Annotated in this window: 19 protein-coding genes and 1 pseudogene; 9 read left to right on the top strand and 11 right to left on the bottom strand. The window is 73.0% G+C overall.

All coding sequences use genetic code 11. From position 1 onward, the window contains the following. Positions 1-95: 95 nt before the first annotated feature. Together ABZZ74_RS34410 and ABZZ74_RS34405 are read left to right on the top strand one after the other, a co-directional pair. Entirely contained in the window at positions 96-749 is a 654-nt protein-coding gene (locus ABZZ74_RS34410; RefSeq protein WP_356771744.1) for an NAD(P)-binding domain-containing protein, read from the top strand. A 122-nt stretch (positions 750-871) separates the two neighbouring features. Next, entirely contained in the window at positions 872-1,702 is an 831-nt protein-coding gene (locus ABZZ74_RS34405) for an alpha/beta fold hydrolase (protein WP_208779003.1), read from the top strand. A gap of 45 nt (positions 1,703-1,747) precedes the next feature. Here the strand turns inward: ABZZ74_RS34405 and ABZZ74_RS34400 are convergent. Beyond that, positions 1,748-2,584: pseudogene (locus ABZZ74_RS34400) on the bottom strand (DMT family transporter); the annotation flags it as partial. Between the two features lie 47 nt (positions 2,585-2,631). Here ABZZ74_RS34400 and ABZZ74_RS34395 point away from each other — a divergent pair. From ABZZ74_RS34395 to ABZZ74_RS34385, 3 genes are all read left to right on the top strand, one after another. Further along, positions 2,632-4,068, top strand: a complete 1,437-nt coding sequence (locus ABZZ74_RS34395) for a PLP-dependent aminotransferase family protein (protein ID WP_356771742.1) — start codon at positions 2,632-2,634, stop codon at positions 4,066-4,068. Positions 4,069-4,183: 115 nt separating this feature from the next. Continuing rightward, the gene (locus ABZZ74_RS34390) at positions 4,184-5,767 is read left to right on the top strand and encodes an alkaline phosphatase D family protein (protein WP_356771740.1); all 1,584 of its coding nucleotides are present in this window, start codon (positions 4,184-4,186) and stop codon (positions 5,765-5,767) included. A gap of 157 nt (positions 5,768-5,924) precedes the next feature. Then, complete coding sequence (locus tag ABZZ74_RS34385) at positions 5,925-7,169, top strand: GNAT family N-acetyltransferase (protein WP_356771738.1); 1,245 nt, start codon at positions 5,925-5,927, stop codon at positions 7,167-7,169. Here ABZZ74_RS34385 and ABZZ74_RS34380 read toward each other — a convergent pair. Beyond that, a complete protein-coding gene (locus ABZZ74_RS34380; RefSeq protein ID WP_356771736.1) occupies positions 7,147-8,388 on the bottom strand; it encodes a PLP-dependent transferase in 1,242 nt (413 codons plus the stop codon). The genes ABZZ74_RS34385 and ABZZ74_RS34380 overlap by 23 nt on opposite strands. A 60-nt stretch (positions 8,389-8,448) precedes the next feature. Between ABZZ74_RS34380 and ABZZ74_RS34375 the strand changes: the two genes are divergently transcribed. Beyond that, positions 8,449-8,940 carry an Lrp/AsnC family transcriptional regulator gene (locus ABZZ74_RS34375; RefSeq protein ID WP_356771734.1) on the top strand — a complete coding sequence of 164 codons (492 nt, stop codon included), beginning with the start codon at positions 8,449-8,451 and terminating at the stop codon, positions 8,938-8,940. Positions 8,941-8,972: 32 nt separating this feature from the next. Continuing rightward, positions 8,973-10,664, top strand: coding sequence for a DUF885 domain-containing protein (locus tag ABZZ74_RS34370; protein WP_356771732.1), 1,692 nt, complete (start codon positions 8,973-8,975; stop codon positions 10,662-10,664). Here ABZZ74_RS34370 and ABZZ74_RS34365 read toward each other — a convergent pair whose 3' ends face one another. From ABZZ74_RS34365 to ABZZ74_RS34355, 3 genes are all read right to left on the bottom strand, one after another. Beyond that, positions 10,665-11,510, bottom strand: a complete 846-nt coding sequence (locus ABZZ74_RS34365; RefSeq protein WP_356771730.1) for an SDR family oxidoreductase — start codon at positions 11,508-11,510, stop codon at positions 10,665-10,667. 58 nt (positions 11,511-11,568) lie between these two features. Continuing rightward, a complete protein-coding gene (locus ABZZ74_RS34360; protein ID WP_356771728.1) occupies positions 11,569-12,087 on the bottom strand; it encodes an immunity 21 family protein in 519 nt (172 codons plus the stop codon). 397 nt (positions 12,088-12,484) lie between these two features. Continuing rightward, positions 12,485-13,021, bottom strand: a complete 537-nt coding sequence (locus ABZZ74_RS34355) for a rhodanese-like domain-containing protein (RefSeq protein WP_356771726.1) — start codon at positions 13,019-13,021, stop codon at positions 12,485-12,487. Between the two features lie 93 nt (positions 13,022-13,114). On the opposite strand from ABZZ74_RS34355, the gene ABZZ74_RS34350 reads away from it, so the two are divergent. Then, entirely contained in the window at positions 13,115-13,561 is a 447-nt protein-coding gene (locus tag ABZZ74_RS34350; protein ID WP_356771724.1) for an Lrp/AsnC family transcriptional regulator, read from the top strand. Here the strand turns inward: ABZZ74_RS34350 and ABZZ74_RS34345 are convergent. From ABZZ74_RS34345 to ABZZ74_RS34320, 6 genes are all read right to left on the bottom strand, one after another. Beyond that, a complete protein-coding gene (locus ABZZ74_RS34345) occupies positions 13,555-16,563 on the bottom strand; it encodes an SMC family ATPase (protein ID WP_356771722.1) in 3,009 nt (1,002 codons plus the stop codon). The two genes, ABZZ74_RS34350 and ABZZ74_RS34345, sit on opposite strands and share 7 nt — an antisense overlap. Next, positions 16,560-17,723, bottom strand: a complete 1,164-nt coding sequence (locus tag ABZZ74_RS34340) for an exonuclease SbcCD subunit D (protein ID WP_356771720.1) — start codon at positions 17,721-17,723, stop codon at positions 16,560-16,562. Before ABZZ74_RS34340 ends, ABZZ74_RS34345 begins: the two co-directional genes overlap by 4 nt. A gap of 107 nt (positions 17,724-17,830) precedes the next feature. Continuing rightward, complete coding sequence (locus ABZZ74_RS34335; RefSeq protein WP_356771718.1) at positions 17,831-18,457, bottom strand: YigZ family protein; 627 nt, start codon at positions 18,455-18,457, stop codon at positions 17,831-17,833. Positions 18,458-18,482: 25 nt separating this feature from the next. Further along, positions 18,483-18,713, bottom strand: coding sequence for a hypothetical protein (locus ABZZ74_RS34330; RefSeq protein WP_356771716.1), 231 nt, complete (start codon positions 18,711-18,713; stop codon positions 18,483-18,485). An 89-nt stretch (positions 18,714-18,802) separates the two neighbouring features. After that, positions 18,803-19,345, bottom strand: coding sequence for a histidine phosphatase family protein (locus tag ABZZ74_RS34325; protein ID WP_356771714.1), 543 nt, complete (start codon positions 19,343-19,345; stop codon positions 18,803-18,805). Continuing rightward, positions 19,342-20,106 (bottom strand): hypothetical protein, encoded by a 765-nt coding sequence (locus tag ABZZ74_RS34320; protein ID WP_356771712.1) that lies wholly within the window; start codon positions 20,104-20,106, stop codon positions 19,342-19,344. Before ABZZ74_RS34320 ends, ABZZ74_RS34325 begins: the two co-directional genes overlap by 4 nt. Positions 20,107-20,248: 142 nt before the next feature. On the opposite strand from ABZZ74_RS34320, the gene ABZZ74_RS34315 reads away from it, so the two are divergent. Then, entirely contained in the window at positions 20,249-20,656 is a 408-nt protein-coding gene (locus tag ABZZ74_RS34315) for a CoA-binding protein (RefSeq protein ID WP_356771711.1), read from the top strand. Positions 20,657-20,744: the final 88 nt, after the last annotated feature.

Raw genomic sequence — 20,744 nt, 5'->3', positions numbered from 1 at the left:
TCCAGGAGAATTACGCGTGTCCCGGAGGAGATCCCGGAGCAGAATTGGCCGCGAGCCGCCGAGGCGGTCGGCGGCCCGGACGGACGGAGGTGGCCATGCGGTACGCGGTTCTGGGCACGGGCGACGTGGGCCGGACGCTCGGCGGCAAGCTGGCGGAGCTCGGCCACGAGGTGACGCTGGGGTCCCGTACGAAGGACAATCAGGCCGCCCTGGAGTGGGCGCGGGGCGCCGGTGCGGGCGCGCGGGCCGGCACGTTCGCGGAGGCGGCCTCGTCGGCCGAGGTGGTCGTGGTCGCCGTGGGCGGACGGGTGGCGCTCGCCGCGCTGGAGGCGGCCGGGGCGGAGAACCTGGACGGCAAGGTCGTCGTCGACGTGACGAACCCGCTGGCGTTCGAGGACGGGCAGGTGCGGCTCGACCCCGTGGGGTCGGACAGCGTGGCCGAGCAGATCCAGCGGGCGTTCCCGCACGCGCGCGTGGTGAAGTCGCTGAACACGGTCAACTGCAAGGTGATGGTGGAGCCCTCGCTGGTGCCCGGTGAGCACCAGATCTTCGTGTGCGGCGACGACGCGGGCGCCAAGGAGCAGGTGACCGGCATGCTCGGCGAGTTCGGGTGGCCGGCGCACCGGGTGCTCGATCTGGGCGGCATCCGCTCGGCCCGCGGCGTGGAGATGTTCCTGCCGCTGTGGCTCGACCTGTTCCGGCACACCGGGCACGCCGACTTCAACCTGGAGGTGCGCAGGGGGCATTGAGGCGGGAGCGTCCGAGTCCGGTGGACGACCGTCGGGGGCTACCCGTCGGTAGCAATTGCTGACAAGCTGTCTACAGCGCGTCCGTCAGCGAGCACCGAGCGAGCCCCAGTCGAGGAGCACCCATGTCCGCCACCGTCTCCTTCAAGGTCCCTTCCCCACGCGGCCCGCAGCCCGTGACCGTCGCCTACACGCGCGTGGGCCGCGGTGCGCCGCTGCTCCTGCTGCACGGCATCGGTCACCACCGGCAGGCCTGGGACCCGGTGGTGGACATCCTGGCCACCGAGCGCGACGTGATCGCCGTCGACCTGCCCGGCTTCGGCGCCTCCCCGGGGCTGCCGGAGGGGCTGGACTACGACCTGCCCACCACCACGGCCGTCTTCGGCGCGTTCTGCGAGGCGCTGGAGCTGGACCGGCCCCATGTGGCGGGCAACTCGCTCGGCGGCCTGCTCGCCCTGGAACTCGGCCGCGAGCAGCTCGTACGGTCCGTCACCACCCTCTCCCCCGCGGGGTTCTGGTCGGAGGCCGAGCGGCGGTACGCCTTCGGGGTCCTGCTCGCGATGCGCCGTATCGCGCAACGTCTGCCGCTGCCGCTGGTCGAGCGGCTGTCGAGGTCGGCGGCCGGCCGCACGATGCTGACGAGCACCATCTACGCCCGCCCCGGCCGCCGTTCACCGGAGGCCGTGGTCGCCGAGACGCTCGCGCTGGCCGGCGCCACCGGGTTCGACGCCACGCTCAAGTCCGGTGCCACTGTCCTGTTCAGGGACGACATCCCCACGATTCCCGTGACCGTGGCCTGGGGCACGCGGGACATGCTCCTCGTGCGCCGGCAGGGCGTGCGCGCCAAGCAGATCATCCCCAAGGCGCGGCTGGTGCGGCTGCCCGGCTGCGGGCACTGCCCGATGAACGACGATCCGGCGCTGGTCGCCCGCGTCCTCCTCGACGGCAGCCGCTGACCCCGTCCGCCCCCGGGTCAACGCCCCGGACCCGAGGGCGACTCCGGCGCCCACGAGGGCGCTGCCGACGGCCTGGGCGGGCCCGTAGGCACCCGTTCCGACGAGCGGGGCGGTGCAGGCGGCGGCGACCGGGATCAGGCCGGAGAACAGCGTGGCGCGCTCGACACCGATGCGCTGCATGCCCATGTACCAGCACACGAAGCCGACGACCGTGACGACCGCCGCCTGCCACACCAGCGCGGCGGCCTCGGCGCCGTCGGGGCGGCGCAGCCACGCCGTGCCGTCCAGCAGGAGTCCGACCACCGCCGACTCGACCGCGGCGAGCCCGCACACGGTGGCCGACAGCAGCCGGGGTCCCAGCACCCGCAGCCCGGGCACGGCCAGGACCGCGAATCCGACCTCGCCGGCGAGCGCGCAGCCCGAGAAGGCGAGCCCGGCCGCGTCCGTACGGCCCCATCCCTGGACGGTGAAGGCACCGAGGGCGACCAGCGACGCCCCGTACAGCACCCGGCGCCGGGGCCGCCGTCCCGCCAGGAGCGGCACCAGGACGGCGACGATCACCGGCGCGCAGCCCACGAAGACGCCGGGGACCGCCGGTTCCGCGCTGCGTTCGGCGGCGATGACGGCCAGGTTGAAGCCGACCATGCCGATGGCGGCCAGTGCCGCGAGCCGCACCCACTGGCGGGCGGCCGGCGTCCGCAGCCGCCCTGCCGCGTCCACGCCGACCAGCGGGACGAGGAGCAGACAGGCCGCCCCGTAGCGCAGGAACTGCCCGCCCGCGTACGGGTAGTGGCCGAGGACGCTGTTGGCGGTGAAGGAACCGCCGACGAGCACACAGGCGACGGCGGCGAGGAGGGCTCCGCGGGCGGTGGTGGCTTTCATGGCGGTGACGCTAGGGAGCGCGGCGGTCTGGTTTAAGGTCCACTTCCATGAGGCCATCGGAGACCAATCCGGACGGCACGGCGGAGTCCGCCGTCTCCCCCGCCTGGGAGCTGCTCCTGCCGACCGCCTCCGCTCCGGCACGCGCGCGTGGCCGCTCCCTGCAGGCGGCGCTGCGAGAGGCCGTGCGGTCGGGGCGGCTGGCGCCCGGGACGCGGTTGCCGTCGAGCCGGGACCTCGCCGCCGACCTCGGGGTGTCACGGGGCCTGGTCACCGAGGCGTACGAGCAGTTGACGGCGGAGGGGTACCTGCGCAGCGGCCGGGGGGCCGGCACCTGGGTGAGCGGCGCGGTACGGGCGGCCCGGCCACGCGCGCGTGACCTCGCGCCCCGGTCGCCCGGCACGGAGGCCGACTTCGTGCCCGGCACACCGGATCTGTCGCTGTTCCCGCGCGCGGCCTGGGCCGCGGCGCAGCGCGGTGTGCTGGCCGAGCTGCCCCACCAGGATCTCGGCTATCCCGATCCTCGCGGGCTGCCCCGACTGCGTACGGCGCTGGCGGAACTGCTCGCACGCCGGCGGGGCGTGGTGGCGGACCCGGAGCGGATCGTGGTCGTCTCCGGAGTGGCGCAGGCGACGACGCTGCTCGGATTCGCGCTCCACGCGCGCGGGTTGCGCACGGTGGGCGTCGAGAACCCCGGAAGCCCCCAGCACGACGCCCTGTACACCGCGGCCGGCGTCACCACCGTGCCCGTTCCCGTGGACGACGAAGGGCTCCGCCTCGGTGCACTGCGCGAGTCGGACGTACGGGCCGTGGTGACGACCCCCTCGCACCAGTTCCCCACCGGTATCGCCTACGCGGCGCGCCGCCGGGCCGAACTGCTCGACTGGGCACGCTCGGTGGACGGACTCGTGCTGGAGGACGACTACGACGGCGACTTCCGCTACGACCGCGCCCCCGTCGGCGCCCTGCAGGGGCTCGACCCGGAGCGGGTGGCCTACACGGGGTCGGTCAGCAAGTCGCTCGCCCCGGGGCTGCGGCTCGGCTGGCTGCTCGTGCCGGAGTCGCTGGCCGACGAGGTCGTCGAGCGCAAGCGCACCATGGACCTCGGCCATCCCACCCTGGACCAGGCGCTGTTCGCCCGGTTCGTGGAGCGCGGCGACTACGACCGCCAGCTGCGTCGCTGCCAACGCGCCTACCGCGAGCGGCGGGACGCGCTCGTCGCCGCGCTGGCGGAGCACCTCCCGGGATCGGAGGTGTCGGGCATCGCCGCCGGACTGCACGTCATCGCGGCGCTGCCGCCCCGCTACGGCCCCGAGGAACGCTTCCTCGCGCGCGTGGCCGAAGCCGGTGTCGCCGTACGGCCGCTGACGGACTACACGCACGCGCGTGCCGGGCAGGACGACGACACAGCCGTGCGACTCGTCCTGGGATACGCCCATCTGTCCCCCGCTCGAATCCGAGCGGGCGTGCGATTGATGGCCGAGTAGTCGATTCCCGCGCCCCGGCGGTCAGTTGTTCACTTGTGGTTTGCGTGTGCGCTGCGGCGCCCCAGTAGGTGTGGGACCGCAACACTGGCCGGATCCCGTCCCTGGAGGCGCATCCATGTCGCACCGTCCGTTCCCCGCCCGCCGCAGCGTGCTGCGCGGCTCGCTCGCCGCGTCGGCGGCCCTGACCCTGCCCACCGCCCTCAGCGCGGCGCCGGCGTTCGCCCTGTCGGGGCGGCCGAAGGCGAGCTGGGGTGTGCAGGCGGGAGACGTGACCACCGACTCCGGGCTGGTGTGGGTGCGTTCCGACCGACCCGCGCGGATGATCGTCGAGACGTCGGCGACCGAGTCGTTCCGCAACCCGCGCCGATGGCACGGTCCGCTGCTGGGCGAGGGTTCGGACTTCACCGGCACGACCCGGCTGCACGGGCTCCCCGCGGGCGAGCAGATCCACTACCGGGTGCTGCTCGCCGACCCCGACGACCCGCGCCGCACCGGCGAACCCGTCACGGGCACCTTCCGAACGGCGCCCGTCAAGCGCCGCAAGGGCGTCAGGTTCGTGTGGTCCGGCGACCTCGCGGGCCAGGGCTGGGGCATCAACGAGTCCATCGGTGGCTACCGCATCTTCGACGCCATGGCCAAGGTCGACCCGGACTTCTTCCTGTGCAGCGGCGACAACATCTACGCCGACGGGGTCATCTCCGCCACGCAGGCGCTGCCCGACGGCAGCATCTACCACAACGTCACCACCGAGGAGAAGTCGCACGTCGCGACCACCCTCGCCGACTACCGGGGCAACTTCCGCTACAACCTGCTGGACGCGGCCCTGCGCCGGTTCAACGCCCAGGTGCCCAACATCATCCAGTGGGACGACCACGAGGTCCGCAACAACTGGTACCCGGGCGAGGTCATCGGCACCGGCACCCCCTACCCGGCCGGCACGAAGCTCGACGACCTGGCCGTACGCTCGCGGCAGGCGTTCTCCGAGTACTTCCCCATCTCCACCATCAGCGGCCGCCCGGACGGCCGGATCTACCGCAAGGTCAGCCACGGTCCGCTGCTGGACGTGTTCGTGCTCGACATGCGCACCTACCGCAACGCCAACTCGCCCGACAACCAGACGACCGACCCGGTCGGCATCCTCGGCCGTGAGCAACTGGAGTGGCTCAAGCGCGAGCTGGCCAAGTCCCGCGCGGTGTGGAAGGTCATCGCCAACGACATGCCGCTCGGCCTCGTCGTACCCGACCCGGTCGAGGGCAAGCCGAACTTCGAGGCCGTCGCACAGGGCGACCCGGGAGCGCCGCTCGGCCGCGAGCTGCAGATCGCCGAGCTGCTGCGGTACATCAAGCACCGGGGGATCACCGGCACGGTGTGGCTGACGGCGGACGTCCACCACACCTCGGCCCAGCACTACGACCCCTCGCGGGCCGCGTTCAAGGACTTCGAGCCGTTCTGGGAGTTCGTCTCGGGCCCGCTCAACGCCGGCGCCTTCCCGGCCAACGCGCTCGACGGCACGTTCGGCCCCGACCGGGTGTTCGTCAAGGCGCCGACCGCCTCGAACGTGTCACCCGCCGAGGGCTACCAGTTCTTCGGCGAGGTCGACATCGACGGCGACAGCGGGGAGTTGACGGTGCGTCTGCGCGAGTACGACGGCACGGTGCTGTTCACGCGGACGCTGCAGCCGGGCCGGGTCGGCCAGTAACTCCCGTACCCTCGTCCCAGGGCCGCGTTCCGGCGTCATCCCTCGGTGCGCGGCCCTGACGAAGGAAAAGATTCAACCAAAAGGTACATAAGCACGCTTTACCCATCAGTCACAGTGCGTTCGTGATCACGCAACACGTTTCCTTCACAGTGGCTGTATGAGTCAAGAAATATCTGATGTGACGCGTGCGAAGCGGAAGAACCTCGTCGGCCTTGCCACGATGTTCCACAGTTGGTGGTCACGCCGCCACGGTCACGCGCCCCCGACAAGCGATACCGACGCCCGGTCGCTGCCGCCCGCGCAGCAGGCCGGGCCCCGCGCCGGTGTGCTGTGGCGTATGCGCACGACCGTGAAGGACGAACCCGGATCGCTGGCCGTGCTGTGCACGGCACTGGCCGGACGACAGGTGGACATCCTGAGCCTGCAGACACATCCGCTGGCCGAGGGCACGGTGGACGAGTTCCTGCTGCGGGCCCCCGGCGAGTTGGAGGCGTCCGAGCTCACCCGGGTGGTCGCGGCGGCCGGCGGCGCGGACACGTGGATCGAGCGGGCCGACGCCCATGACCTGGTGGACGCACCGACCCGGGTGCTGGGCCTGGCCGCACGCACCGCCCTGGACGCGGCCGAACTGCCGCTGGCGCTCCGGCAGTTGGTGGGTCGGTGCACCATCCGGCAGACGCCCGCCGTGCCGATCGGCGGCGGGCGGGCAGCGGAGGGCGTGCCGGTGGAGGGCGTGCTCGAGGACACCGTGATGCGGCTGCGGGCGCCGGAGGGCGGAGTGATCACCGTGGAGCGGCCGTACCTGCCGTTCACCCCGACCGAGTTCGCGCGGGCGCGGGCGCTGGTGGAACTGGACGCGCGGCTCGGCCCCCGCCTGCCGCACAGCCACGACGTGCTGACGCTGCCGGAGGGCAACGACATCACCGTACGGCGGGCGGACACGCGGGATCTGGAGGCCGCGAGGGAGATGCACGAGCGGTGCTCCGCGCGGACACTCGGGCTGCGGTACCACGGGCCGGTCGGGGACGCGGACCGCTATCTGAACCACCTGCTGAACCCGCGGTTCGGCCGGACGCTGGCCGTGCAGAGCGCGTCCGGGCGCATCGTCGGGCTCGGGCACCTGTTGTGGGACGGCGACGAGACCGAGGTCGCGCTGCTGGTGGAGGACAAGTGGCAGCGGCGGGGGGTCGGAGCGGAGTTGCTGCGCAGGCTGGTGGGGATGGCGTTGGCTGCGGGGTGCGAGAGTGTGTATGCCGTCACGCAGGCGTCCAATACCGGGATGGTTGCTGCCATGCGGGGGTTGGGGGTTCCTCTCGACTATCAGGTTGAGGAGGGGACTCTGGTGATCACGGCTCGGCTGGATGTGGACGCGCGGGTGATTACGAGGGCGGAAGCGCCGTAGGGGGTTCTGCTTCAGTGGCCTCTGCGGGTGCGTTGTGGCTGGTCGCGCCCCGCGGCGGAGCCGCATATCGATACAGCCCCGCGCCCCTGAAGGGGCGCGGGCCCAACGCCTGATTCAGATCCGCCCAGAGATCCTCTACATCCTCCAGGCCCACTGACATGCGCAGCAGGTGGTCGCTCACGCCTGCGTGCCGTCTGTCCTGTTCGTGGACTATGCGGTGGCTGATGGAAGCCGGGTGTTGGATCAGGGTGTCCACGCTGCCGAGGCTCACCGCGGGGGTGATCAGGCGGACCGCGGATATCACCTCGTGGGGGTCGGTCGTGGTTTCGAAGGCGATCATCGCGCCGCCGACGCGGGGATAGTGGACGCGGGTGACGCGGGGGTCGGCGGTGAGGCGGCGGGTCAGTTCGGCGGCGGTGGCGGAGGCCGCGTGGACGCGGACCGGCAGGGTGGCGAGGCCGCGGAGGAGGAGGTAGCCCGCGAGGGGGTGGAGGATGCCGCCGGTGGCGAAGCGGATCTGGCGGAGGCGGCCGGCGAACTCCTCGTCGCAGGCCACCACGCCCGCCAGCACGTCGCCGTGGCCGCCCAGGTACTTGGTGGCGCTGTGCAGGACCAGTCGGGCGCCCTGTCCGGCAGGGCGCTGCAGGACCGGGGTGGCGAAGGTGTTGTCGACCAGGAGGGGGACCGAGCCGCAGGAGTGTGCCACGGCCCGCAGGTCGACCTCGGCGAGGGTCGGGTTGGCCGGCGACTCGACCATGACCAGTCCGGTGTCGGGGCGCAGGGCGTCCGTGATGCCGGCCGGGTCGGTCCAGGTCACTTCGGTGCCGAGCAGGCCGGCGGTCAGCAGATGGTCGCTGCAGCCGTACAGGGGTCGTACGGCGACCACGTGACGCAGGCCCATCGACGCCCGTACGAGAAGGACGGCGCTCAGCGCGGCCATGCCGCTGGCGAAGGCGACCGCGGACTCGGTGCCCTCCAGACGGGCCAGGGCGGTCTCGAAGCGGGCCACGGTGGGGTTGCCGAGGCGGCCGTAGACCGGCGGGCCCTCCGGTTCGGCGCCGGTGGTGGCGAAGGCGTCGATGCGAGCGGCCTCACCACGGCTGTCGTACGACGGGTAAGTGGTCGACAGGTCGATGGGCGGGGCGTGCAGGCCCTGCCGCGCGAGGTCGTCGCGGCCGGCGTGGACGGCCTCGGTGGCCAGTGCTCTCGTGGAGTCCATGCAGGGAAGGGTGAACATCGGGCGGCAGACGCGGGGTGAGACCCGTGCTACGTTCGGGTGATGGGTGAATCCGTCGTACTGGATCCGGTGGACCTGCATCTGCTGCGGCTGTTGCAGAACGACGCCCGGACCACGTACCGCGATCTCGCCGCACAGGTCGGGGTGGCGCCGTCGACGTGTCTGGACCGGGTGACCCGGCTGCGGCGGGCAGGCGTGATCCTCGGGCATCAGCTGCGGCTCGACCCGGCCAAGCTGGGGCGGGGGCTGGAGGCCCTGCTGTCGGTGCAGGTCAGGCCGCACCGGAGGGAGTTGGTGGGGCCGTTCGTGGAGCGGATCAGGGCGCTTCCGGAGTCCCGTACCGTCTTCCATCTGACCGGGCCCGACGACTATCTGGTCCATGTCGCCGTCGCCGACATGGCGGATCTGCAGCGACTGGTGCTGGACGCGTTCACGGCACGGCGTGAAGTGGCGCGCGTGGAGACGCGGTTGATCTTCCAGCAGTGGGACTGCGGGCCCCTGCTCCCGCCTTCGCCGTCGGCTCAATCGGGGTGACGTGCGGCGGGCCGTCGTACGAGGATGGGCCCATGTCTGAGATCAAGAGCCCGCTGCCCCGTGAGGTCGCCGACGCCTACGTCGACGACCTCGTCGCCCTCGATCCGATCACCGGCACCTTCCTCGGCGTGAAGGAGAGTTCGAGCAGGCTGCCCGACCTGTCGCCCGCGGGTGAGGAGGCCCAGGCGGAGCTGTCGCGCACGACCCTGCTCCGGCTCGCCGAGGCGGAGCGGCTGCCCGGCGCGGACAGTGACATCGAGCGCCGGTGCGCGCGTCTGCTGCGCGAGCGGCTGACCGCCGGGCTCGCCGTGCACGAGGCCGAGGAGGGCCTGCGCGCCGTCAGCAACCTCAGCTCCCCCGCGCACGCGGTCCGGCAGGTGTTCACCGTGACGCCGGCGCAGTCGCAGGAGGACTGGGCGGCGATCGCCGAGCGGCTGCGCGCGGTGCCGGCCGCGCTGGCGGGCTACCGCGAGTCCCTGGCCCTCGGGCTGGAGAAGAAGCTGTACGGCGGACCCCGGGCCACCGCCACCTTCGTCCAGCAGCTCGGCCAGTGGGCCGACGCGGACGGCGCGGGGCACGGCTGGTTCGAGCAGTACGCGGCCTCGGGGCCGGAGGCGCTCCGGTCCGAGCTGGACGCGGCGGCCCGCTCGGCCGGCGAGGCCGTCGTCGCCCTGCGCGACTGGGTACGGGACGTGTACGCCCCGGCGGTCGAGGGCGCACCGGACGTGGTGGGCCGCGAGCGGTACGCCCGCTGGGTCCGCTACTTCAACGGCACCGACCTCGACCTCGACGAGGCGTACGCGTACGGCTGGTCCGAGTACCACCGGCTGCTGGGCGAGATGCGGACCGAGGCCGAGAAGATCCTGCCCGGTGCCGAGACCCCGTGGGTGGCCCTCGCCCACCTGGACCAGCACGGCACGCACATCGAGGGCGTCGACGAGGTCCAGCGCTGGCTGCAGTCCCTGATGGACGAGGCGATCGAGAAGCTCGACGGCACCCACTTCGACCTGGCCGAACGCGTACGGCGCGTCGAGTCCCGGATCGCCCCTCCCGGCAGCGCGGCGGCGCCGTACTACACGCCCCCCTCGGACGACTTCACCCGGCCCGGCTGCACCTGGCTGCCCACCATGGGCCAGACCCGCTTCCCCGTCTACGACCTGGTGTCCACCTGGTACCACGAGGGCGTGCCCGGTCACCACCTCCAGCTGGCGCAGTGGAAGCACGTCGCCGCGGACCTCTCCCGCTACCAGGCCGGCGTGGGCATGGTCAGCGCCAACGCCGAGGGCTGGGCGCTGTACGCGGAGCGGCTGATGGACGAGCTGGGCTTCCTCACCGACCCGGAGCGCCGGCTCGGTTACCTGGACGCGCAGATGATGCGGGCCGCCCGCGTGATCATCGACATCGGCATGCACCTGGAGCTGACGATCCCCGGCGACTCCCCCTTCCACCCCGGGGAGCGCTGGACGCCCGCGCTGGCGCAGGAGTTCTTCGGCTCGCACAGCAGCCGTCCCGCGGATTTCGTGGAGAGCGAGCTGACCCGCTACCTGTCCATGCCGGGCCAGGCCATCGGCTACAAGCTGGGCGAACGCGCCTGGCTGCTGGGCCGGGAGAAGGCGCGCGAGCGCAAGGGCGACGCGTTCGACCTCAAGACCTGGCACATGGCAGCGCTCTCGCAGGGCTCGCTGGGCCTCGACGACCTGGTGGACGAGCTGGCCGGTCTGTGATCAACGCCGCCAGCCCCCTTCCGAGTTGACGACCTCGCCGGTGATCCAGTCCGCCTCGTCCGTGGCCAGCCACGCGATGAGGCGGGCCGGGTCGTCGGGCATGCCCCAGCGGCCGGCGGGGAAGCGGGCGGCGACGGCTTCGTACACCTCTCCGGTCGCGTAACCGGTGTCCACGGGGCCGGGGTTGACGGTGTTGACCGTGATCGCGTGCTCGGCGAGCGTCGTCGACAGGGAGCGGGTGATGGAGGCGAGGGCGCCCTTCTGCAGGGCGTAGGCGATCTCGCCGGGCATACCGCCCGCGAGGTCCTGCCCGGAGGTCATCATCACGACGCGTCCACCGGGTGTGCGCGGCGGGAGTTGAGCCCGCAGACGGGCGTACGCCTGGACGAGGAGCAGCACGGAACGGGTGTCGACCGCCCAGTGCGCGTCCAGCATCGCGGCGTCGATCGTGTCGAGGGTGCCGTCGCTGCCGCTGAGGGCGTGGTTGGCGACGAGGATGTCGACCCCGCCGCCGAGCGCGGACGCGGCCGTCGCGATCAACTCGGCGGGCGCGGCAGGGTCGGTGAGGTCGCCGGGGCCCGCGAAGACCTGCGCGTCGGGATCGCCGAGCGCGGAGCGCACGGAGGCGATGACGTCCTCGGGGCGGTCGGCGCCCCAGGGCATGGCGGCGTCGTGCGGCACATGGTGGTGCAGATAGACGCTCGCGCCGTACGCCGCCAGCCGCCGGGCGACGGCATGTCCGATGCCGTCGCGTCTGCTGGCACCGGTGACCAGGGCGGTGCGTCCGCGCAGCGGCAGGGGATCACGGCGCAGGTCTTCGGGGGCGGGGTGCGGAAGTGGGGGCATGGGCCACCATGATCCGGACGTTGCCCGCGGATCGCACGTGGATTTACGGCGCCCGCTGTCAGCCCTTCTCGATCCGCCGCAGTTGTACGAGGCCCAGCCAGGTCTCGGGCCCTGGCTGGACGTTGGCCGCGCGGACCGCGTAGCGGCCCGGTTCGAGTGCGACCTTCAGGCTCTCCGTCCGCTCCGTCTCGCTGCCCGGCCAGGCGGAGTCGAACAGGACGACGGTGCCCGGCACGTCCCAGCTCACCTCGTCCTTCCAGTCCGCGGTGGCGAGGGCGGCCGGGACGCCGGCCAGGAGTTCGTCCTCGGAGTTGGCGGCGCACCAGCGCACGAAGGCCGCGTGCTCGGGCAGATAGGCGGTCGAGGCCGGTTCGTCGCCTAGGACGAGGGCGGCCGAGTCACCGACCGGGAGCAGTCCCACCACGCCTTCGACCTCGCAGGCGCGGTCGTAGTCGGAGGAGGCCTCCTCGCCGTCGGCGCCCGCCCAGAACGGCAGCACCGTCTCCGGCACGGCTATGAGCGGGCCGCCGCCCGACTCGACCCACTCCAGCGTTCCGGGATCCGCGTATCGCACCATGGCGCAGAACCGTACACGGACGGGACGCGAGCGGAGATCGCCGGTGCCCGCCGTCCGCAAAGCCTCCGCAGCGGCTACTCGCGGCGGCAGCGCGCAGGGTCACTGGCGGCGGTCGCGCTCTGGGGTCGCTGCCGACGGCCATGCTCGGGGACACCCGCCGCAGTCGCGCACGGGGTCACCCGCGGCGGTCGCGGACGCAGGGGGCAGAGGCAGCGGTCGCGCACGCAGGGGGGGCACAGGCAGCGGTCGCGCTCTGAGGTCACTCGAAGCGGCCACGCTCGGGGGCACCCGCCGCGGTCGCGCACGGAGTCACCGGCGGCGGTCGCGCACGGAGTCACCGGCGGCGGTCGCGCACGGAGCCCCCAACCGTCATGGTCGCCCGGGGCGGTTCGGGGGATCAGCAGCCGCAGTCTGTCGGGGTCGGTGCCGCGGGCAGTGACAGTGCCAGTGGTATGTGACATAGCACTGGCTCCCCGCCCCGCACCGGCGCCGTCAGCGGGTCCGCCGGCCGGCGCTCCGAGCCCCCTCCGGTCTCGTACGCGAAGCCCTCCCGTGCCCAGTACTCGAAGCCCCCGAGCATCTCCTTGACCTGGTAGCCGAGTTCGGCGAGGGCGAGCGCGGCGCGAGTGGCGCCGTTGCAGCCCGGGCCCCAGCAGTACGTGACGACCGGCACGGACCTGTCGAGGAGCTGCTCGGCCCGTTCGGGGATGAGCGCGGTGGGCAGGTGGAGTGCGCCGGGGATGTGGCCCTGGTCCCAGGACTCGGTGGAGCGGGAGTCCACGAGGACGAACCCGGGACCGCCGTCGGCCGCCAGCGCGGCGGCCACGTCGGAGACGTCGGCGTGGAAGGCGAGGCTCGCGCGGAAGTAGGCGGCGGCCTGCGCCGGGGCCGCGGGGGCGACCCGGAGGACGGGGTTCGCGGTGTCGGTGGTCATGCCTGAAATCTACGAGCGGACGTCCGCTCTCTGAAGTGCCGTTCCCCGGAACATCCCTTGATTTGCCGGGGATTCCCCTGCTATCTATCCGGGATGACTACGTATTCCCCGGACGCCACCGACTGGCGCATCCTGGACGTCCTGCAGCGGGAGGGACGCGCCAGCTACGCCGAGCTGGCGCGGGCCGTCTCCATGTCGCCGAGCGCCGTCACCGAGCGGGTGCGGCGGCTGGAGGAGGCGGGTGTCATCCAGGGCTACGCGGCCGTGGTGGACCCGGAGCGGCTGGGCCTGCCGATCCTGGCGTTCGTGCGCCTGCGGTACCCCAACGGCAACTACAAACCGTTCCACGATCTGGTCGCCGTGACGCCCGAGATCCTCGAGGCGCACCATGTCACCGGCGACGACTGTTTCGTCATCAAGGTCGCCGCCCGCTCGATGCGCCACCTGGAGGAGGTGTCGGGGAAGATCGGCACGCTGGGCTCGGTGACGACGAGCGTCGTGTACTCCTCGCCGCTGCCGCGCCGCGCGCTAGGTCAGTGACCGCGCTGCCGCAGCGTCGACCCGGATCTGCCCTTCACCACCTCCAACTGGGCGTGGATGCGCCGCCGCAGGTCGGCGACATGGCTGACGATGCCCACGCTGCGGTCCCGTTCGCGCAGTGAGTCGAGCACGTCCAGCACCTCGTCCAGGGTCTGGTCGTCCAGGCTGCCGAAGCCCTCGTCGATGAAGAGGGTGTCCAGGCGGACCCCGCCGGCCTCGTCCGTGACGACGTCCGCGAGGCCGAGGGCGAGGGCGAGCGAGGCGAAGAACGTCTCGCCGCCGGACAGCGTGGAGGTGTCCCGCTCCCGGCCGGTCCACGCGTCGACGACGTGCAGACCGAGACCGCTGCGGCCGCGTCCGGTGCGGTCGTCGGAGTGGACGAGGGTGTAGCGGCCGGAGGACATGCGCTGCAGCCGCACGGTCGCCGCGGCGGCGACCTGCTCCAGGCGGGCCGCCAGCACATACGACTCCAGGCGCATCTTGCGGTCGTTCTCCGCGGAGGTGCCGGCGGTGAGGGAGGCGAGACGGGCCACCCGGTCGTACTCCTCCCGCAGCGGGGCGAGCCGGCGCAGCCCCGCGGCCGAGCGAGCGGAGAGTCGGTCGAGTTCGGTGCAGCGGCGGGCCGCCGCGTCGCGCGCAGAGGCGGCCTCGCGGACCCGGCGGCCCGCCTCGGCGGCGGCCCGTTCCGCCGAGGCGAGGTCGGCCGACGGTTGCTGGGCGGCGGCCGCGGTGTCGGCCTCGGCGAGGACGGCGCGTACAGCGGCCTCCTCGGACTGCCAGGCATCCAGGCGGCGTTGCAGCTCGCGGTGGGCGTGGTCGTCGAGGAGCGCGGCGGCCGCCGCCTGCGGGGTCTCGAAGCCGGCCCGGAAGGCGGCGTCGGCGAGCCGGGCGTCCGCGTCCTTGAGCCGCTGGGCGGTGTCCTCGGCGGCGCGGGCGGTGTCGGCGGCGTCGGTGAGCAGGGCGGCCCGGCGTTCGAGCTGGGCGGCGCGGGCGGCGACGCTCCCGGCGGCACCGCGGGCCTGCGTCAACTCCGCATCGAGAGCGGCCCGTTCCTGGTCCAGAGCGTCCCGGCGGGCGACCCGGGAGGCGGCGCGTACGGCGGCCTCCTGCTGGGCGGAGACACGCCGGTCGCGTTCCTGCTCGGTCTGCCGCAGCTGTTCGTGGGCGCCGGACAGGGCAGACGCTCCGGCGCGCGCCTCCATGTACTGCTGCTCCAACTCGTCTGCCTGGAGCGCCAGTTGCTCGGTCGGTGTGTCACCGGCCTCGCCCTGGGCGGCGGCCAGGGCGCGCTGTACGACACCCAGGCGCCGCTCGGCCTCGGTGCGCTGTTCGTCCGCGTGCTGGTAGGCGGCGAGGGCACGCTCCTCGGTCTCCCGGCCGACGTGCCCGGCGTCCTTGCGGGCGGGCGCGGGGTGTTCGACGGCGCCGCAGACCGCGCAGGGTTCGCCGTCCGTGAGCTGGGCGGCCAGCTCGGCGGCGATGCCGTTCAGCCGCTGTTCCTTCACGTCGAGCCATTCGGCGCGCGCCTTCTGCGCGGACTCGGTGGCCGCCAGGACCTGGCGCTGGGCGTCGTCGACGTCCCGGCCGAGCTGGTCGCGCTGCCGGGCGGCGGCGAGGCGCCTGCGGGCGGGGTCCCGCTGCACCGCGAGCTGTTCGGCCCGGGCGGCGGCTTCCTGCGCGGACTCGACAACGCCCTGGAGTGCCGTGCGTGTCTGGTCCCACCCGGCGAGCCACGCCTCGGCCTCCTGCAGGACGTCCTCGTCGGCCCTCTCCTGCCGCTCCAGCCCCTCCCGCTCCTTCAGCAGCTCGGCCAGCCGCTGTTCGGCCCGTCGCGCGGACTCCAGGCCACCCAGCTCCTCGGCGGCACGGCGAGCGGCGGCGGCGAGAGAGACGGCACCGGCGTCGGTGAGTCCTTCCGCCGGCTCCAGGATGTTCCGCAGCAGCGCACGCGCGCGTACCTCCGCCTCCGCCGCCCTGCGGTGCTCGGCGTCCGTGGCCTCCCGGAGGTCCAGCGCCGGTGCCACCGCTTCGGCCTTGCGGGAGCGTTCCATGCGCGCCTGGGCCTCCCGGTGGGCGTCGGCGCGCTCCTCCAGCCGCGCGGCACGCTCGCGTGCCTCGGTGAACCGCCGCTGGAGCCGGTCCAGTTCGCGTGCGTCGTCCAGCACCCGCTCGGCCGCCGCGTGGGCGGACTCCGCGGAGGTGAGGCGGAGGTGGGCGATCGTGAGCTGTTCGCGGGCGGTGCTGCGGGCGACGGCGGCGGCCGCGATGACGGCTTCCGCCAACCCCGGCTCCCCCGGCGTGAGTTCGGGCAGTTCCATCGCACCGCCCGCGGCCTGCTGCATGCGGTGCGCGTCGGCCAGCAGTTCGGCGTCGCCCTCGCGCACCCGGGCCTCCGCGGCACGCCGTCTCTCGGCGAGGCGCTTCTCCACCTCGGCGAAGCGGTGGGTGTCGAAGAGGCGGCCGAGGAGCTTGCCGCGCGCCTCGGCGTCGGCGCGCAGGAAGCGGGCGAAGTCGCCCTGGGGCAACAGCACGACCTGGCAGAACTGCTCGCGGCTCATACCGAGCAGCTGGGTGATCTCCTCACCGATCTCCTGGTGGGAACGGCTGAGGTCCTTCCAGGCGGCCGTCGTGGTGTCGTACTCGCGCAGCCAGGTCTGCGCCTTCTCCAGCGTGGTGCCGGAGCCGCGCTTCTTGGGCCGCTCCCAGGGAGGCTGCCGGGTGACCTCCAACCGGCGTCCGGCGACGGTCAGTTCGAGGGTGACCTCGGTGCGGGTGGCCGTCGCCGCGTGATCACTGCGCAGGGTCAGGCCCTGGCCGCTCTGGCGGGCTCCCGGGACCGTCCCGTAGAGGGCGTAGCAAACGGCGTCCAGAACCGACGTCTTGCCGGCCCCGGTCGGGCCGTGCAGCAGGAACAGGCCGGCGGCCGAGAGTTCGTCGAAGTCGACGGACTGGGCTGCCCCGAAGGGTCCGAAGGCCGTGATGTCCAGCCGGTGCAGCCTCACCGGGCCACCTCCCGCACGGCCTCGCCGGCGCGCACCGCGTCGAAGGCGTCGCGCAGCACTGCCTGTTCGCGCTCGTCGGGTCCGGCGCCGCGCACATGGGCGACGAAGTCCTCGGCGATCTCCTGGTCGCTGCGGCCGGCGAGGCGCCGGGCGTAGGAGACGTCGGGGTCGTCCGGCGCCCGCTCGGGTTCGAAGACGAGGCTCAGGGTGTGCGGGAAGCTCTCGGTGAGCCGGGCCATGGGGTCGGCGGGGCGGACCGCGTCGGTCAGGGTGGCCTCGACCCAGGCGTCCTCGTGCCGGGTGAGGTCCGGGTCGGCGAGCAGATCCTCCAGCCGGCCGCGCATGCGGGCCAGCGGGCGCGGCACCGGGCAGTCGATGCGCTCGGCGGTGACGGCGCCCTGGGCGTCGAGGTCGACGAGCCACATCGTCTTGCGGTGGTCGGCCTCGGAGAAGGAGTACGCCAGCGGGGAGCCGGAATAGCGGACGCGCTCGGTGATGGTCTGGCAGCCATGCAGATGGCCGAGTGCCGCGTAGTCGACGCCGTCGAAGACACCGGCGGGTACGGCGGCGACCCCGCCGACGGTGATGTCGCGCTCGCTGTCGCTGGCCTCCCCGCCGGTGACGAAGGCGTGGGCGAGGACGACGGAGCGCGTGCCGGGCGCGCGGGTGGCGAGGTCGGCACGGACGCGCTCCATGGCGGCGGCGAGCACCGCCTCGTGCCCCGCCTTTTCGACGCCGAACTCCTCCTTCACCAGGGCGGGTTCGAGGTAGGGCAGTCCGTAGAAGGCCACGTCCCCGTGCTCGTCCGCCAGGACCACCGGCGTTCCGCCGGCCGCGGGCTCGGTGCGCAGATGGATACCGGCGCGTCCGATGAGTCCGGCGCCGACGCCGAGGCGGCGGGCCGAGTCGTGGTTGCCGGAGATCATCACGGTCGGCACGCCGAGGTCGGCGAGGCGGTGCAGGGCGTGGTCGAACAGCTCGACCGCGGCGAGCGGCGGCACCGCGCGGTCGTACACGTCTCCCGACACGACCACGGCGTCCACGGCGTGCTCGCGCACGGCCGTGACGAGGTGGCCGATGAACTCGGCCTGGGCACCGAGCATGTTCACCCGGTGGAACGCCCGGCCGAGATGCCAGTCGGAAGTGTGCAGCAGTCTCATGATCCCCGAGACTAACGGCCGGGTCCGACATCACGGGTGGTTACTCCCGTATCAGCCCGTCATGAGCCGTACTGCGCCCGTCCGTTACGACCGTTTCATCCGGTACGTCAGGCGTCTCCGTAGGCCTCTCCGCCGAGTTCAAAGCCCGCCGTCCCGGCCGTGGCGTCGGCCAGCCATGCGCGGAAGGCGTCCACGTCGGCGTCCGGGAGGCCGATCTCGATGGTGACCGCCTCGCCGTAGCGCACGTCCCGCACGTCGCGTCCCGTGGACCGCAGGTCGTTCTGGACCTTGCCGGCGCGCTGGTGGTCGACGGTCACCGTGGCGAGGCGGAAGCGGCGGCGGGTGAGGGTGCCGAGGGTGTCCAGGGCCTCGCCGACCGCGCCGCCGTACGCCCTGATGAGTCCGCCGGCACCGAGTTTGACGCCGCCGTAGTAGCGGGTGACGACGGCGACGACGTACCGCATCTCGCGGCGCAGCAGCATCTGCAGCATGGGGACGCCGGCGGTGCCGCCCGGTTCGCCGTCGTCGCTCGCCTTCTGGACGGAGGCGTCGGCACCGATGACGTAGGCCCAGCAGTTGTGGGTGGCGTCCGCGTGCTCCTTGCGGACGGCGGCGACGAAGTCCTGCGCCTCCTTTTCGCTGCCCGCCGGAGCGAGCGCGCACAGAAAGCGCGACCGGTTGACCTCGATCTCATGCACACCCACGCGCGCGACAGTGCGGTACTCGTCCTGCATCCGGTCAGCCTAGTCAACCGGGCCGTCACCCAGGGACGACCAGTCCGCGCTCGCGCAGCTGCGGCAGGCAGATCTCCAGACACGCTTCCACCGAGGCGGCATCGGTACGCACGAGCAGGTTCTCGTGGAAAGGAGCACCGCTCGCGACGAAGGTCCACGGCCGCACTCCGTCACGCATGCGCTCCGCATCCGCCTTGAACAGCACCGTGACGCCCTGCTCGGCCAGCGCCTCCATGACACGCACGACATCGACCACGGTTCCACCCCACCCGTTCCGGTAGATGAGTGACGCCACCTCGGCGCCGACGCGCAGGCCCCCCCTGCCCCCGATGTCATCGCCGGTGGTCAGCGGTCCTTCTTGCGTGCCACGATCACCCCGGTCAGCAGCGCGGTGCCGGGGGCGAGGGCCTGCCAGCTGGTGCCGTGCCAGGCCAGTACGGCGATCGCCGAGGTGGGGAACTTCGTCCGTACCTCGTCCAGCGCGTCGTCCAGGCTGTCCCCGGCGAGTTCCAGGACCAGGTCCTCCAGGCCGGGGTTGTGCCCGATCAGCAGCAGCGTCTCCACCTCGGGCGACACCTCGTGCACGACCCCCAGCAGGTCGGTGACATCGGCGGCGTACAGCCGCGGGTCACGCCGTACGGGCGGCGGTGTGCCCCACTGGGCCGAGGCCAGCTCCCAGGTCTGGCGGGCGCGTACGGCGGTGGAGCACAGGGCGAGGTCGGGCAGGCAGTCCGCCTCGACCAGTGCGCGGCCGGCCGCGGGCGCGTCACGTCTGCCGCGCGGCGCGAGCGGGCGCTCGTGGTCGGGGACGCCGTCCGGCCAGGCCGACTTGGCGTGCCGCAGCACCACCAGGCGGCGCAGCGGACCGGCTCCGGCGCGCGCGATCACGACGGGGACCCCAGGTCGCGGGTGAGTTCGAGGCCGAGGAGCCGGTCGGCGTAGGCGTACGTCTCGAAGCGGGCGCCCTCCGGCAGGTCGGCGGAGGTCTCCACCCAGGTCAGTGCCTGGAGCACGGCGGGGATGTCCAGATCGTCCTCCCAGGCGGTACGGAGGCGGGTGCGCGCCTCGTCGGGGACGGGCCGTGACGGCTGCCGCGCCCAGGCGGCGACCGCGTGCCGCCAGCGTACGAGGGTGGCGTGGGCGTCCGCGAGGGCTGCGCGGTCGAGCCGCACGGGCTCGCCGTGGCGCCGGGAGATCAGGGCGAGGCGCAGGGCCGTCGGATCGGCACCCTCGGTCACGCCGGGCTCCTCCGGCTCGACCGGGGCGACGACGACCCTGAGCCCCTCGGGGGAGGCGCCGCCCTCGGCGACGACATGGACGACCTGCCCCTCTCCGAGCCCGGAACCAACGTCCCGGCGGTCCTCGAACGGACGCACACCGAGCGCGGCGGACCCGGCCCGCAGCTCCGACTGCTCCCGCTCGCCGGTCAGCACCCCCCACGCCGGGGTACCGCCCAGCTCCAGCGCGCGGACGAGCAGATCGGCGACGAGCAGCACACGCAGGGCGCCGGTGTCGAAGCTCGGTACATGGGCCTCGATCCGGGTCAGCCCCCTGCGGGCGGGGGCGGCCTCGACGGACTGGCGGGTTCGGGCGTCGGTGATGCGCAGCACGGGGTGAGCGTAGGCGGGCACACGCGCGTACGCAGGCATCCGGCGCGGATTCCGGACACGCGCGGGGGATTCAACGGCTCCTCGCCGCCGCCGTGGAAGGGCGTGCCGCGTTCAGGAATGCCGACGCGAGGGCTTCGGTTGTCGCCTCCGACAGCACTTCACGACGCTCAGGGAGGCCCGGGTGTACGGCGACGAGGCAACGGTTCGCAGGATCCTCACCGAACTCGGCGACACCTGGGCGGTGGTGGGCCTCTCGTCGAACCAGCGGCGCGCGGCGTACGGCGTCGCCCAGGTGTTGCAGCGCTTCGGCAAGCGGGTCGTCCCGGTCCACCCCAAGGCGGAGACGGTCCATGGCGAACAGGGCTACGCCTCCCTCGCCGAGATTCCCTTCGACGTGGACGTCGTCGACGTCTTCGTCAACAGCGACCTCGCCGGAGCGGTCGCGGACGAGGCCGTCGCCAAGGGTGCCAAGGCCGTCTGGTTCCAGCTCGACGTCATCGACGAGGCCGCGTACGAGCGCACTCGCGACGCCGGACTGGACATGGTCATGGACCGCTGCCCCGCGATCGAGATACCCCGCCTCGGCTAGCTGTTCTGTCTCGGGAGGTTGTGGACGGGTGAGCCAGGTCTCAGCTGAGGGATCTTGAACGGGTGAGGGCCTTCCCGTTCGGTGTGGA

It is taken from the genome of Streptomyces sp. NPDC006476, assembly GCF_040612015.1.
GTDB lineage: Bacteria > Actinomycetota > Actinomycetes > Streptomycetales > Streptomycetaceae > Streptomyces > Streptomyces griseorubiginosus_B.
The sequence above is the reverse complement of the archived record's forward strand: the minus strand, read 5'-3'. Positions and strand labels throughout refer to the sequence as shown.

What these genes read in the sequence shown, in the direction of transcription:
- ABZZ74_RS34410 (WP_356771744.1), top strand. Translation starts at nt 96, where the DNA reads ATGCGGTACGCGGTTCTGGGCACGGGCGACGTGGGCCGGACGCTCGGC.
- ABZZ74_RS34405 (WP_208779003.1), top strand. Translation starts at nt 872, where the DNA reads ATGTCCGCCACCGTCTCCTTCAAGGTCCCTTCCCCACGCGGCCCGCAG.
- ABZZ74_RS34395 (WP_356771742.1), top strand. Translation starts at nt 2,632, where the DNA reads ATGAGGCCATCGGAGACCAATCCGGACGGCACGGCGGAGTCCGCCGTC.
- ABZZ74_RS34390 (WP_356771740.1), top strand. Translation starts at nt 4,184, where the DNA reads ATGTCGCACCGTCCGTTCCCCGCCCGCCGCAGCGTGCTGCGCGGCTCG.
- ABZZ74_RS34385 (WP_356771738.1), top strand. Translation starts at nt 5,925, where the DNA reads ATGAGTCAAGAAATATCTGATGTGACGCGTGCGAAGCGGAAGAACCTC.
- ABZZ74_RS34380 (WP_356771736.1), bottom strand. Translation starts at nt 8,388, where the DNA reads ATGGACTCCACGAGAGCACTGGCCACCGAGGCCGTCCACGCCGGCCGC.
- ABZZ74_RS34375 (WP_356771734.1), top strand. Translation starts at nt 8,449, where the DNA reads ATGGGTGAATCCGTCGTACTGGATCCGGTGGACCTGCATCTGCTGCGG.
- ABZZ74_RS34370 (WP_356771732.1), top strand. Translation starts at nt 8,973, where the DNA reads ATGTCTGAGATCAAGAGCCCGCTGCCCCGTGAGGTCGCCGACGCCTAC.
- ABZZ74_RS34365 (WP_356771730.1), bottom strand. Translation starts at nt 11,510, where the DNA reads ATGCCCCCACTTCCGCACCCCGCCCCCGAAGACCTGCGCCGTGATCCC.
- ABZZ74_RS34360 (WP_356771728.1), bottom strand. Translation starts at nt 12,087, where the DNA reads ATGGTGCGATACGCGGATCCCGGAACGCTGGAGTGGGTCGAGTCGGGC.
- ABZZ74_RS34355 (WP_356771726.1), bottom strand. Translation starts at nt 13,021, where the DNA reads ATGACCACCGACACCGCGAACCCCGTCCTCCGGGTCGCCCCCGCGGCC.
- ABZZ74_RS34350 (WP_356771724.1), top strand. Translation starts at nt 13,115, where the DNA reads ATGACTACGTATTCCCCGGACGCCACCGACTGGCGCATCCTGGACGTC.
- ABZZ74_RS34340 (WP_356771720.1), bottom strand. Translation starts at nt 17,723, where the DNA reads ATGAGACTGCTGCACACTTCCGACTGGCATCTCGGCCGGGCGTTCCAC.
- ABZZ74_RS34335 (WP_356771718.1), bottom strand. Translation starts at nt 18,457, where the DNA reads ATGCAGGACGAGTACCGCACTGTCGCGCGCGTGGGTGTGCATGAGATC.
- ABZZ74_RS34320 (WP_356771712.1), bottom strand. Translation starts at nt 20,106, where the DNA reads ATGCCTGCGTACGCGCGTGTGCCCGCCTACGCTCACCCCGTGCTGCGC.